The sequence below is a fragment of the Sulfitobacter sp. M22 genome (assembly GCF_021736025.1).
Classification (GTDB): Bacteria; Pseudomonadota; Alphaproteobacteria; order Rhodobacterales; family Rhodobacteraceae; genus Sulfitobacter; species Sulfitobacter litoralis.
The window spans coordinates 65,037-77,873 of the sequence record NZ_WMEC01000001.1 but is presented as its reverse complement, the minus strand read 5'-3'; the positions used below and the strand labels follow the sequence as shown (position 1 = coordinate 77,873).

At 58.3% G+C, this 12,837-nt stretch carries 10 protein-coding genes; 3 read left to right on the top strand and 7 right to left on the bottom strand.

What is annotated here, in order from left to right; all coding sequences use genetic code 11:
* Nucleotides 1-10 precede the first annotated feature (10 nt).
* The 5 genes from atpD to GLP52_RS00375 form a co-directional block, all read right to left on the bottom strand.
* The gene (atpD, locus tag GLP52_RS00395) at nt 11-1,435 is read right to left on the bottom strand and encodes a F0F1 ATP synthase subunit beta (protein WP_093731892.1); all 1,425 of its coding nucleotides are present in this window, start codon (nt 1,433-1,435) and stop codon (nt 11-13) included.
* A gap of 19 nt (nt 1,436-1,454) precedes the next feature.
* Nucleotides 1,455-2,333, bottom strand: a complete 879-nt coding sequence (locus GLP52_RS00390; RefSeq protein WP_093731891.1) for a F0F1 ATP synthase subunit gamma — start codon at nt 2,331-2,333, stop codon at nt 1,455-1,457.
* A 14-nt stretch (nt 2,334-2,347) separates the two neighbouring features.
* Nucleotides 2,348-3,886, bottom strand: coding sequence for a F0F1 ATP synthase subunit alpha (gene atpA / locus GLP52_RS00385; protein ID WP_005849573.1), 1,539 nt, complete (start codon nt 3,884-3,886; stop codon nt 2,348-2,350).
* Nucleotides 3,887-4,447 (bottom strand): F0F1 ATP synthase subunit delta, encoded by a 561-nt coding sequence (locus GLP52_RS00380; RefSeq protein WP_237271302.1) that lies wholly within the window; start codon nt 4,445-4,447, stop codon nt 3,887-3,889.
* Between the two features lie 302 nt (nt 4,448-4,749).
* On the bottom strand, nt 4,750-5,496 hold the full coding sequence (locus GLP52_RS00375) for a methyltransferase domain-containing protein (RefSeq protein WP_093731889.1): 747 nt from the start codon (nt 5,494-5,496) through the stop codon (nt 4,750-4,752).
* Nucleotides 5,497-5,647: 151 nt separating this feature from the next.
* Here GLP52_RS00375 and gloB point away from each other — a divergent pair, with 151 nt between their 5' ends.
* The 3 genes from gloB to GLP52_RS00360 all read left to right on the top strand — a co-directional run bounded on the left by gloB (nt 5,648) and on the right by GLP52_RS00360 (nt 9,877).
* The gene (gene gloB / locus GLP52_RS00370; protein ID WP_237271301.1) at nt 5,648-6,415 is read left to right on the top strand and encodes a hydroxyacylglutathione hydrolase; all 768 of its coding nucleotides are present in this window, start codon (nt 5,648-5,650) and stop codon (nt 6,413-6,415) included.
* Between the two features lie 175 nt (nt 6,416-6,590).
* The gene (gene clpA, locus GLP52_RS00365) at nt 6,591-8,912 is read left to right on the top strand and encodes an ATP-dependent Clp protease ATP-binding subunit ClpA (protein ID WP_237271300.1); all 2,322 of its coding nucleotides are present in this window, start codon (nt 6,591-6,593) and stop codon (nt 8,910-8,912) included.
* Nucleotides 8,909-9,877: a M23 family metallopeptidase gene (locus GLP52_RS00360; RefSeq protein WP_237271299.1), complete on the top strand. Its 969-nt coding sequence runs from the start codon at nt 8,909-8,911 to the stop codon at nt 9,875-9,877. The genes clpA and GLP52_RS00360 overlap by 4 nt, the downstream gene beginning before the upstream one ends.
* Before the next feature lie 2 nt (nt 9,878-9,879).
* On the opposite strand, the gene GLP52_RS00355 is transcribed toward GLP52_RS00360, so the two are convergent.
* Both GLP52_RS00355 and GLP52_RS00350 read right to left on the bottom strand, forming a co-directional pair.
* Nucleotides 9,880-11,628 carry a peptidoglycan -binding protein gene (locus GLP52_RS00355; RefSeq protein ID WP_237271298.1) on the bottom strand — a complete coding sequence of 583 codons (1,749 nt, stop codon included), beginning with the start codon at nt 11,626-11,628 and terminating at the stop codon, nt 9,880-9,882.
* A 2-nt stretch (nt 11,629-11,630) separates the two neighbouring features.
* Entirely contained in the window at nt 11,631-12,833 is a 1,203-nt protein-coding gene (locus GLP52_RS00350) for a biopolymer transporter ExbB (RefSeq protein WP_237271297.1), read from the bottom strand.
* Nucleotides 12,834-12,837: the final 4 nt, after the last annotated feature.

Below are 12,837 nucleotides of genomic sequence, written 5' to 3'. Positions count from 1 at the left end.
TCAGCGCTCCTTAAGCGGCGTCTGCCGCCATTTTTTCAGCTTTCGCTTTCACTTCTTCGATGCCACCAACCATGTAGAAGGCACCTTCGGGCAGGTGATCGTATTCACCGGCTACAACCGCCTTAAAGGAGGTGATTGTCTCTTCCAGTGGGACCTGCTTACCGTCGGAACCTGTAAATACTTTCGCAACGTCGAAAGGCTGGCTCAGGAAGCGTTCTATCTTACGCGCACGGGCAACGGTCAGTTTGTCGTCTTCCGACAGTTCGTCCATGCCGAGGATCGCGATGATGTCCTGCAGCGACTTGTAGCGTTGCAGGATACCCTGAACGTCACGCGCCACGTTGTAGTGCTCTTCGCCAACGATGGACGGGTCCATCAGACGCGATGTGGAGCCGAGCGGATCAACAGCAGGGTAGATACCCTTTTCAGAGATCGAGCGGTCCAGAACGGTCGTCGCGTCAAGGTGCGCAAAGGATGTCGCAGGCGCAGGGTCGGTAAGGTCATCCGCAGGAACGTAAACGGCTTGAACCGAAGTAATCGAACCGGATTTGGTCGATGTAATACGTTCTTGCATCTGGCCCATGTCGGTCGCCAGAGTTGGCTGGTAGCCCACGGCCGAAGGGATACGACCCAACAGAGCCGAAACTTCGGAACCGGCTTGGGTAAAGCGGAAGATGTTGTCGACGAAGAACAGAACGTCGGTACCGGATTGGTCACGGAACTGTTCGGCCAGTGTCAGACCGGTCAGAGCAACACGCATACGCGCTCCGGGAGGTTCGTTCATCTGGCCGTACACCAGCGCAACCTGCGATTTCTCAAGGTCATCAGGGTTGATAACATTGGATTCGATCATCTCGTGGTACAGATCGTTCCCTTCACGCGTACGTTCACCAACGCCCGCGAAAACCGAATAACCGGAGTGCACTTTGGCGATGTTGTTGATCAGTTCCATGATCAGAACGGTTTTACCAACACCGGCACCACCGAACAGACCAATTTTACCACCCTTGGCGTAGGGTGCCAGAAGGTCGATTACCTTGATGCCTGTTTCCAGCACTTCGGATGTGGTCGACTGTTCCGCGAACTCGGGCGCATCCGCGTGGATCGAGCGACGCTCGGCCGATACGATTTCGCCTTTTTCGTCGATGGCTTCGCCAACAACGTTCATGATGCGGCCCAATGTGGCGTTGCCCACTGGGATCGAGATTGGCGCGCCTGTGTCTTCGACGCGCTGGCCACGCACCAGACCTTCGGTCGCATCCATCGCGATGGTACGCACGGTGTTTTCGCCAAGGTGCTGAGCCACTTCGAGGATCAGTTTCTTGCCGTGGTTTTCAGTTACAACAGCGTTGAGGATCTCTGGCAGGTGATCCTCGAACTGCACATCGACGACGGCGCCGATGACTTGTGTGATTTTGCCGACTGCATTTGCCATGTCGTTTCTCCGATTTGTTCTACAGCGCTTCCGCGCCGGAAATGATTTCGATCAGCTCGTTGGTGATGACGGCCTGACGCGAACGGTTATACTCGATGGTCAGATCTTCGATCATATCACCGGCGTTCCGTGTTGCGTTGTCCATTGCCGACATCCGGGCACCCTGTTCAGAGGCCGCGTTTTCCAGCAGAGCCGAGAAGATCGCCGTTGCAACGCCGCGCGGCAGCAGGTCGGCCAGAATGGCCTCTTCGCTGGGCTCGTAGTCGAACAGTGTTGCTGCCTCGTCCGCGCCTTCGGTCTCTTCGAAGGTCGCCGGGATGATCTGCTGTGCCGTCGGGATCTGGCTGACAACGTTCACGAACTTCGAATAGAAGATCGTGGCGATGTCATATTCACCCGCGTCAAAACGGCCAAGTACGTCCTTGGCGATCCCCTGCGCATCGGCATAGCCAAGGCGCTTGACGTCGCTGAGGTCAACGTGGCCGACCAATAGGTCTGCAAAGTCACGACGGATGCTGTCGCGGCCTTTCTTACCAACGGTCAAGATTTTGACCTCCTTACCCTTGGCGATCAGGCCGCGGGCATGGGCTTTGGCAAGCTTGGCGATGTTGGCGTTAAAGCCACCGCACAAGCCACGTTCAGCGGTCATGACAACCAACAGGTGAACCTGATCCGACCCCGTGCCGCTTAGCAGCTTGGGGGCAGTGTCAGACCCACCTACCGAGGCAGCCAACCGCGACATCACAGCGTTAAAACGCTCTGTGTAGGGGCGGGACTGCTCGGCAGCGTCCTGCGCGCGGCGAAGCTTCGCCGCGGCAACCATTTGCATGGCTTTCGTGATCTTGCGGGTCGATTTGACCGACGCGATCCGGTTTTTTAGGTCCTTGAGGTTTGGCATCTGCCCTCCCTCCCTTAAGCGAAGTCAGCGGCGAAAGAATCGATGGCAGCTTTGATCTTGTCTTCCAGCTCACCCTTCACCTTGCGGTCGTTGTTGGTGATGTCAGCCATCAGGTCGGCGTGCTTGCTGCGCAGGTGCGCCAGCAGGCCCGCTTCAAAGCGGCCGACTTCTTTGACGTCGATCTTGTCGAGGTAGCCGTTTGTACCCGCATAGATCACGCAGACGATTTCCGCGTTGGTCAGAGGGGAGTACTGAGGCTGCTTCATCAGCTCGGTCAGGCGCGCACCACGGTTCAGCAGCTGCTGAGTGGAGGCGTCAAGGTCGGAACCGAACTGAGCAAAGGCCGCCATTTCGCGGTACTGAGCCAAGGACAGTTTAACCGGACCAGCAACAGAAGACATCGCTTTGGTCTGAGCCGAGGACCCAACGCGCGAAACCGACAGACCGGTGTTCACAGCAGGACGGATACCTTGGTAGAACAATTCGGTTTCCAAGAAGATCTGACCATCGGTGATCGAGATCACGTTGGTTGGAATAAACGCGGAAACGTCACCACCTTGGGTTTCGATGATCGGCAGAGCTGTCAAAGAGCCGTTGCCTGCGTCATCGCCCAGCTTCGCCGAACGCTCGAGCAGACGGGAGTGGAGATAGAAAACGTCACCTGGGTAAGCTTCACGCCCGGGCGGACGACGCAGCAGCAGGGACATCTGGCGGTAGGACACGGCTTGCTTGGAAAGGTCATCATAGATGATCAGCGCGTGACGGCCGTTGTCGCGGAAGAATTCCGCCATAGCTGTTGCGGAGTATGGTGCGAGGTACTGCATAGGCGCAGGCTCGGACGCGGTGGCGGCAACAACGATGGAATAGTCAATCGCGCCTGTTTCTTCGAGCTTTTTAACCAGCTGGGCAACAGTCGAACGTTTTTGGCCGATCGCAACGTACACGCAGTACATTTTCTTGCTCTCGTCGTCGCCTGCGGCGTCGTTGATCTGCTGTTGGTTCAGGATCGCGTCCAGAGCAACGGCAGTTTTACCGGTCTGACGGTCACCAATGATCAATTCGCGCTGGCCACGGCCAACGGGGATCATCGCGTCAACGGATTTCAGGCCAGTCGCCATTGGTTCGTGAACCGATTTCCGTGGGATAATGCCGGGGGCTTTGACGTCCGCGAGGCCACGCTCGGTGGATTCGATGGGGCCTTTGCCGTCGATGGGGTTACCCAGACCGTCAACAACACGACCCAGCAGACCGTTGCCGATTGGCACGTCCACGATGGAGTTAGTGCGCTTGACGGTGTCGCCTTCTTTGATGTCGCGGTCGGAACCGAAGATAACAACACCGACGTTGTCTGTCTCGAGGTTCAGGGCCATGCCCATGATGCCGCCGGGGAATTCGACCATCTCGCCAGCCTGGACGTTGTCCAGACCATACACGCGAGCGATACCATCACCAACGGACAGAACGCGGCCGACTTCGGCAACTTCTGCTTCTTGACCAAAGTTCTTGATCTGGTCCTTCAGGATCGCAGAAATCTCTGCAGCTTGGATACCCATTTATCCGACCTCTTTCATTACATTCTGGAGGGAATTGAGCTTTGCGCGGATCGACGTATCGATCATCTTAGAGCCCACTTTTACGATAAGACCGCCAATGAGGGAGTCATCAACGGTCGCATTCAACGTTACTTTTTTGCCTGTGGTCGCGGCGAGCGACTTGGACAATTTTTCGGATTGCGCCTTGGTCAGCGCCTTGGCCGAAATCACATCAGCAGTTACTTCGCCCTTTTCGACGGCGATGATATCGCGCAGGTTCTGGACCAGCTGCGGAAGGACGAACAGACGGCGCTTGTTGGCCATCAGTTCCAGCGTGCTTGCCAGCGTTTGGGACAGGTCCATCTTTTTGGCGATGGCACTGATCGACGCGGCTTGCTGTTCGCGCGTGTAGATCGGCGAATGGATCAGATCGCGGAAATCTTCGCTTTCGGCCAATGCGGCTTGCAGCGCATCAAGATCTTTCTCGATCTGGGGAAGGGCTTTGGCCTCTTGGGCCAGCTCGTACACGGCGGTCGCATAGCGTTGTGCGATACCTGTAAAGATTGATGCTGTTTCGGACACGTCCATCCTCTCATACGTCAGGGCCGGATAAGCGAATACATCGCGTCACCGGGGTGTTGGCGCGACTTGAAATTACCCAAGACGTCTAAATCAGGGCGGATGTAGCAGACGGACCCGCATCCCGCAACACAGTATAGTGTGCTTGCCTCACGAAAGCGCCCCTTATTCTTAACGTAAAGCACCGCTGCGACGCTTTGACCTGATCGACCTGCCTAAAAATCAATGGACATCCGGCTTTCTCGGGCAAGATAACGATTCTTGCCACCGTGGCGCGGTGGTCACATCGGCTGCGACAGCAACGCTTAGACCATTGCGGGCGTTACCGCGCCGACCCCCTCAAGAACGCGGATAGACCGGCGCGCAGGCGTCCGCGCGACCTTGCCCTTGGGCGGATACACAAGCTTGGTCACCTCGACCATAAAGGCACCGCCTGCCATGATCGTCGGCATGTGCCGACCAACCTTTTCAAACAGCGGGCCAGAGCGGCGAAAGGCGCGCCGCGTCGAGGGCATCAAATAAAGCGCGCCCAACTGGCGTTCCGGTAAAAACTGGTGTTTTCGAAGCTGCGTTTCCAACTGCCCCAGCGAATAGGGTCGCCCATAGCCAAACGGCGTAATATCACTGCGGGCCCAAAAGCCAGCGCGGTTAGGAACGATGAACAGCGCCCTGCCCCCCGGCCCCAACACGCGCCAGCATTCCTCAAGCAGATCACCCTGCCGGTCCGAGGTCTCAAGCCCGTGCATCAGCACCAGCCGGTCAACATGGCCGGTCTCAATCGGCCACAGCGTTTCCTCGGTCAGGACAGAAGTATTAGGCATCCCGGCGGGCCACGGCATCACCCCTTGCGGCCCCGGCATCAAGGTCATCACCCGCCGCGCATCCGCCAGATAGGGGCGCAGCAAGGGGGCGGCAAAACCGAAACCCACGACGGTCTGGCCCTTGGCCTCGGGCCAAAGTTCAAGCATGCGCGTGCGCAAGGAGTGTTGCGCCGCGCGGCCAAGGGCACTGCGATAGTAAAAGTTGCGCAGGTCTTGGACATCAAGGTGCATGGGCAAGGGGCCTTGTTGGGTGGATCGCCCCGACCCTAGACCAAAGCCACGCGCCGCAAAAGAGTGGACTGCGCGAAACCCGTTTGCAGCACCGCCCTGCCCGCGCTAGCGTGGTGATCCGCATCCCGAAACCCCGACCGGAGCCGCTGCCATGTCCTTTGATCTTGTGACCATCCCCTGCCTGTCCGACAACTATGCCTTCTTGCTGCGTGACCAGACCAGCGGCAAGGTCGCCCTGATCGACGTGCCCGAAGCCGCGCCGATTGCCGCCAAATTGGACGAGCTGGGCTGGACGCTGACAGAAATCTGGCTGACCCATCATCACCCGGACCACATTCAAGGCGTGCCCGAGCTGACTGCCGACCACCCCGCCCGCGTGATTGGGGCCAAAGTTGATGAACACCGTTTGCCGCCGCTGGATGCCGCTTATGACGACGGGCAGTCCTTCACCTTTGGTGACCATACTGTCGATGTGATCGACGTGTCGGGTCATACCGTCGGTCATATCGCTTTTCACGTGCCCGCCGCCAAATGCGTCTTTACTGCTGACAGTCTGATGGCGCTTGGCTGTGGCCGCCTGTTCGAAGGAACACCGGCGCAGATGTGGGACAGCCTGCAAAAGCTGATGCAACTGCCAGCCGACACTACCGTATGTTCGGGCCACGAATACACCCAGTCGAACGCAAAATTTGCCCTGACGGTTGATCCCGAAAACGCGGCGCTTATATCTCGTACAAGAGAGATCGATCAGGCCCGTGCAGATGGCGTGCCGACAGTTCCCTCGACGCTTTCAACGGAACTTGAAACCAACCCGTTTTTGCGCCCGTCCGATCCGGGCATTCGCGCGCAACTGGGGATGGTCAACGCCACCGACACCGATGTGTTTGCCGAAATTCGCGCGCGCAAAGACCGTTTCTGACCGCCGCAATCATGGTTAAAAATCGACGTTCACGATAAATGTGACAACGATATTGCAGAAAAACCTTGAAGCTGCGCCGTGATCAACCAAACTCTAATACTATGAGGCCATGCTTGGTTGTGGCGCGTCTTGTTTCTGACGCCCCTTCCGACACAGATCGAAAAGGAGCACGCCTGTGCCTTCATTCTCGTCTACCCTAGAACAAGCTATCCACTCGGCGTTGGCGCTTGCGAATGCTCGCAAGCACGAATTCGCCACGCTTGAGCATCTTTTACTGGCCCTGATCGACGAACCCGACGCCGTGCAGGTGATGAAAGCCTGCTCTGTCGATATGACCGAACTGCGCGAGACGCTGGTCGAATTCGTTGATGAAGACCTGAATAATCTGGTCACCGACGTTGACGGTTCCGAAGCGGTACCCACGGCAGCCTTCCAGCGGGTGATCCAACGCGCGGCGATCCACGTGCAATCGTCGGGCCGGACCGAGGTGACGGGTGCCAATGTGCTGGTCGCCATCTTTGCCGAACGCGAAAGCAACGCGGCCTATTTCCTGCAAGAGCAGGACATGACGCGTTATGATGCGGTGAACTATATCGCGCATGGCGTCGCCAAGGACCCTGCTTTTGGCGAACCACGCTCTGTTTCGGGTGCCCCCGACCACGAGGAAGATGCCCAAGGCGTCACAGACGGTGACAAAAAAGAATCCGCGCTGGCGAAGTATACTGTCGATCTGAATGCCAAATCCCGCGAGGGTGATGTCGATCCGCTGATCGGCCGCTCGGACGAGGTGGAACGTTGCATTCAGGTGCTGTGCCGCCGGCGTAAGAACAACCCGCTGCTGGTGGGTGATCCCGGTGTCGGTAAAACCGCTATCGCAGAAGGGCTCGCGCGCAAAATCGTCGCCGGTGAAACACCCGAAGTACTCGCCAACACCACGATCTATTCGCTCGATATGGGCGCGTTGCTGGCCGGCACCCGCTACCGCGGCGATTTCGAAGAGCGCCTCAAGGCCGTCGTGACCGAGCTGGAAGCCCACAAAGACGCCGTGTTGTTCATCGACGAAATTCACACCGTCATCGGTGCCGGTGCAACTTCCGGTGGGGCCATGGATGCGTCCAACCTGCTCAAACCCGCGCTTGCGGGCGGCAAACTGCGCACCATGGGGTCGACCACCTACAAGGAGTTCCGCCAGCATTTCGAAAAAGACCGTGCCCTTGCGCGTCGTTTCCAAAAGATCGACGTGAACGAGCCTTCGGTCGAAGATGCGGTGAAAATTCTGCGCGGGATCAAACCGTATTTCGAGGATCACCACTCGGTCAAATATACATCTGACGCGATCCGCACCTCGGTTGAATTGGCACATCGCTATATCAACGACCGCAAACTGCCGGATTCTGCGATCGACGTGATTGATGAGGCGGGCGCGGCGCAGCATCTGCTGGCGGCCTCGAAACGGCGCAAGACCATCGGCACCAAAGAAGTCGAAGCCGTGGTAGCCAAGATCGCGCGCATCCCGCCCAAGAACGTGTCCAAGGATGACGTGATTGTGCTCAAGGATCTCGAGGCATCGCTGAAACGTGTGGTCTTTGGTCAGGACAAAGCGATCGAGGCGCTGTCCTCGGCGATCAAACTGGCCCGTGCCGGTTTGCGTGAACCTGAAAAACCCATCGGCAACTACCTGTTCGCAGGGCCGACAGGTGTGGGTAAGACCGAGGTGGCGAAACAGCTGGCGGATACGCTTGGTGTGGAATTGCTGCGCTTTGACATGTCTGAGTATATGGAGAAGCACGCTGTTTCCCGTCTGATCGGTGCCCCTCCCGGCTATGTCGGGTTTGACCAAGGCGGCATGCTGACCGACGGCGTAGACCAGCATCCACACTGTGTTCTGCTGCTCGACGAGATGGAGAAAGCGCACCCGGACGTCTACAACATTCTGTTGCAGGTGATGGACCACGGCAAGCTGACTGATCATAACGGCCGCACGGTGGACTTCCGTAATGTCGTGCTGATCATGACCTCGAACGCAGGCGCGTCTGAGCAAGCGAAAGAGGCGATCGGCTTTGGTCGTGACCGCCGCACCGGCGAAGACACCGCAGCGATTGAACGGACATTCACGCCCGAATTCCGCAACCGTCTTGATGCAGTGATCAGCTTTGCGCCGCTGCCGAAAGAAGTGATCCTGCGCGTGGTCGAAAAGTTTGTGCTGCAGCTCGAAGCGCAACTGATGGACCGCAACGTGACCATCGAATTGTCGACAAAAGCCGCCGAATGGCTGGGTGAAAAAGGCTATGACGCTCGGATGGGTGCGCGACCTCTTGGCCGTGTTATTCAAGAGCACATCAAAAAGCCCCTCGCCGAAGAACTGTTGTTCGGCAAGCTTGCCAAAGGCGGCGTGGTCAAGATCAACGTCAAGAAGGGCGAACTGGATCTGACGATCCTCAGCTCGGAAAACCCTAAATTGACGGGCAACAAGCCACCGTTGCTGACAGCTGAATGATACCACGCAGCGCCGTATTTGCGCTTGCCCTGCCCTTTGCCAGCCCCGTGCTGGCAGAGGGTTTTCTTATTTCCCCACCCCTTGAATGTGACCTCGAAAAAGACTGCTATATCCAACAGTATGTCGATAGCGACCCGTCATCCGATGCGATGGATTTCACCTGCGGCGCGCTTAGCTATGACGGTCACAAGGGCACCGACTTCGCGCTCCCCGACCGTGCGCGCATCAACGACAATATCCCCGTGCTTGCAAGTGCCGCGGGCCGCGTCAGCGGTATGCGCGACGGTATGGCCGACAGCGGCTACAGCAGCGCGACGGCCGACGATATCGACGGCAAAGAATGCGGCAATGGCGTCGTGCTCGACCACGGGAACGGCTGGGAAACGCAGTATTGCCACCTGAAACAGGGCTCGATCAGCGTTAAGACGGGACAAGAAGTCGCATTGGGAGAAACACTTGGCTTTGTCGGGCAGTCGGGCAAGGCCGCTTTCCCCCACGTTCATCTGTCCGTGCGTCAAGACGGAGCGGTCATCGACCCCTTTGATCCAGACGGCACCGTCACCTGCGACACGCCAGGTGACAGCAGCCTATGGTCACTGCGCCCTGAATATCGCGGGGGCGGATTGATCAGCATCGGTTTCTCGGAGGCGGTGCCCGCCTATAACGCGATCAAGCATGGCGACGCCGCAGCGCCCTCTTTGTCGGTGGAGGCCGATGCGCTGGTGATCTGGGGTCATATGTTCGGCACGCGGGCCGATGATATTATCAACCTGTCGATCACCGGCCCTGACGGCATGGTGATCTCTGATGATGTGACACTGACGAAAACCCAGGCGCAGGCCTTTCGCGCGATCGGCAAACGCGGCCGCGTGGATTGGCCCGCGGGCACCTATACCGGCACGGTGACCATGATCCGCGGCTTGCAGATTATCAGCCAGCGCAGCACCGACATTGAAATAAGATAGCGTTACTTTTCGGTCAGCTTCAATTCGATCCTGCGGTTCTGGGCGCGGGCGGTTTCCGTGTTCCCGTTGGCAACTGGTTGGTACTGTCCAAATCCATTTGCCGCCAGGCGCTCTGGCGCGATACCGAGGAAGCTGATCATATACTTAACCACTGACAAGGCCCGCGCTTGGCTCAGCTCCCAATTGTCGGCGAAGGCACCCAGGCCCGACAAAGGCTGGTTATCCGTATGCCCGTCAACGCGAATGACCCAGTCGATTTCAGGCGGAATGTCGGCCGCAATATTGCGTAAAATACCGGCGACTTTGGCAATTTCTTTTCGGCCCTCGGCTGAAAGCGTCGCGGCACCGGGTGGGAACAGCACTTCGGAAGAGAAGACAAACCGGTCACCCTCGATGCGAACCCCCTCTTGATTCCCTAAAAGCTCTCTCAACCGCCCGAAGAACTCGGAGCGGTATTGTTCAAGGTTCTTGGTCTCCGCCTCAAGCCGCGCACGCTCTGCCGCCTCTAGCTCGGCGCGGCGACGTTCTTCGGCGGCGACGCGCGCGAGCGCGGTGTTCAGATCGGAGCCAAGCGATTGCAGTTGCACTTCTTTCACGGCATCCCGTGCGACGGCATCATCCAGTAAAGACTGGAGTTCCCCCAGTTGGCCACGCAGCGCTGCAACCTGCTGGTTCAATAGCTCTGTCTGACGCTGTGCCGCAGCGGTGGCGGCCTCCTCCTGCGCCAGCTCGGACCGCGCCGCATTCAGCAAGGCTGCTCGTTTTTCAGCGTCCGAACGCGTGTCCTCGGCCCGGCTTTCTGCCGCCAACTTTGCGGCAAGCGCGTCGGCCAGCTTGGCACGCAGCGCGGCACGGTCTGCCTGCGCGGCCTCAAGGGTTTCTGTCTCTGTAAGGGCGGCAGCAAGCTCAGCGTCCAGGGTTTCCTTGGCGGCACGTGCGGCAGCCAGCAAGGTCAGCGTATCCTCTGCCTCTTGGCGCTGAGTCTCAAGCGCCAAAGTCATCGCTGTCAGCTCTGCATCCGCGTTTTGCAGCTTTTCACGCAATTGCTCTGCCGCGGCGGCTTCGGCCAGACGGGCAGCTTCGGCGTCTGAAAGCGCTGCGGCATTTGCGTCGGTAGCACTTTGCAATGCGGCCTGGGTTTCTTGGTTCTTGGCGCGCAGGTCATCGACAAGCGCTGTCAAAGCATCGCGACGGGCCGCCGCAAGCCGCGCAGCTTCAGCCTGTGCATCTGTTTCGGATCGGGCCTGCGTCAACGCGAGGTTCAACGCGTCTTGCGCGCTCAACAATTCTTTCTGACGTGCCTCGAGCGTTTCACCACGCGCGACGGCTGCATCACGTTGGGACAACAAGTTAGCGACCTGTGTCTCGAAACCGGTTATCTTGGCCTCGGCGGCGTTCAACTGCACGGCTTGGGCATCGCGTGTAGCCGACAACGACGCAATCATCGCCGCCTGTTCTGCCGCCTTATCACGTGCCGCCGTCAGCGACGTGGTGAGCGACCCCAATTGGGTTTCAAGATCTGCAGCATTTTGTCGTTCCATTCCAAGTGCTTGGGCCAATGCAGCGACTTCACCCGACAGAGAATTCAGTTCGCTTTCCTGCCCATTGATGCGTTGTGTCTGCACGGCTTGCAACACCATGAAGATGGTCAGTACGAACATCAAAACCAGCAACAGGCCGGTCATCGCATCCACGAACCCGGGCCAGATCGAACCCTGAAAGCGTGACCCTGTACGTCGGGAAAGCGCCATCCTCAGCTTTCCTCGGTGTCGGAACGGTCAGGGGTGCGCAAACGGCGGGGTTCAGCACCGCGTGGCGCGGAAAGCGCCTTGGCCAGCAACGAAATATCCTTGCGCAATTCAGCCATGGTTTCCTGCCGCCCCGCAGATATTTCCTCGAGGATACGCAGCATCTGTACATCGATCGACCGCAGGCGCATCCGGCTTTCCGCATCCGCCCGTTCATGGTCGCCCTGCCCTTCAAGTACGGCGACCATGCGTTCTTGCCCCTTGGCGATCCGGTCCAGACTTTCCGCCGCTGTATCGGTTTGGGCGGCCCGTGCCGACAGCTCCTCCATCGTGGTGGCAAGCGCGCCGATCTCGCGGTTGAGCACAGTCTGGCTCTCGGTGGATTGTCCGATCAGCTGGCGCAGGCTGTCCATTTGTTCTGCCATATGATCCAGCACGCCGGCCACAGCAACCTGATCCGACGCGCCGTCCTCGCCCGAGGAAAAGCCAACACGGGTGATCGAGCTGAGCCAGTCCTCCAACTCCTGATAAAAGCGGTTCTGGCCATGGCCTGCAAAGAGTTCAAGCAGACCGACAACCAGCGACCCCGCCAGCCCCAAAAGGGAGGACCCAAAGGCCACACCCATGCCGCCAAGCTGCGATTCCAGTCCGGTCATCAGCCGCGCGAACATATCGGTGCTGCCGTCGCCTTCTTGGGGCGCGAGGCTGCGGATCGTTTCCACAACTGCCGGAACAGTCGTGGCAAGCCCATAGAAAGTACCCAAAAGACCGAGAAAAATCAGCATGTTGACGATATAACGTGTAATCTCGCGTGCTTCGTCGATGCGGGTTGCCACGGAATCCAGAATAGAGCGGGTCGAGGTTGCGTTCACCTGCATGCGCGCGCCGCGTGTGCGCAACAACGATGCAAGCGGGGCCAAAAGCTGCGGTGCTACGGCATCTGCATTCGGCTCGTTTGAGGCAAAGTTTTCAATCCACCTGACAGAGCCGATCAGCTGCAACACCTGATAAAAACAGGCGATAACGCCGATAAAGAAGACGGCGATAATCACGCCATTCAGATAGGGATTTGCTGCAAAAATAGGCAAAACGCTTGGCAGCGCCAGAAAAGCCCCGATGCCGGTGAGCGCAAGGGCGATCAGCATCAGCGTGATCTGCCGCACCGGCTGGGAAAACTGTGGTTTGGATTCGCGGTCTGACTGCGCCATGCCT

What these genes read in the sequence shown, in the direction of transcription:
- atpD (WP_093731892.1), bottom strand. Translation starts at nt 1,435, where the DNA reads ATGGCAAATGCAGTCGGCAAAATCACACAAGTCATCGGCGCCGTCGTC.
- GLP52_RS00390 (WP_093731891.1), bottom strand. Translation starts at nt 2,333, where the DNA reads ATGCCAAACCTCAAGGACCTAAAAAACCGGATCGCGTCGGTCAAATCG.
- atpA (WP_005849573.1), bottom strand. Translation starts at nt 3,886, where the DNA reads ATGGGTATCCAAGCTGCAGAGATTTCTGCGATCCTGAAGGACCAGATC.
- GLP52_RS00375 (WP_093731889.1), bottom strand. Translation starts at nt 5,496, where the DNA reads ATGCACCTTGATGTCCAAGACCTGCGCAACTTTTACTATCGCAGTGCC.
- gloB (WP_237271301.1), top strand. Translation starts at nt 5,648, where the DNA reads ATGTCCTTTGATCTTGTGACCATCCCCTGCCTGTCCGACAACTATGCC.
- GLP52_RS00360 (WP_237271299.1), top strand. Translation starts at nt 8,909, where the DNA reads ATGATACCACGCAGCGCCGTATTTGCGCTTGCCCTGCCCTTTGCCAGC.
- GLP52_RS00355 (WP_237271298.1), bottom strand. Translation starts at nt 11,628, where the DNA reads ATGGCGCTTTCCCGACGTACAGGGTCACGCTTTCAGGGTTCGATCTGG.
- GLP52_RS00350 (WP_237271297.1), bottom strand. Translation starts at nt 12,833, where the DNA reads ATGGCGCAGTCAGACCGCGAATCCAAACCACAGTTTTCCCAGCCGGTG.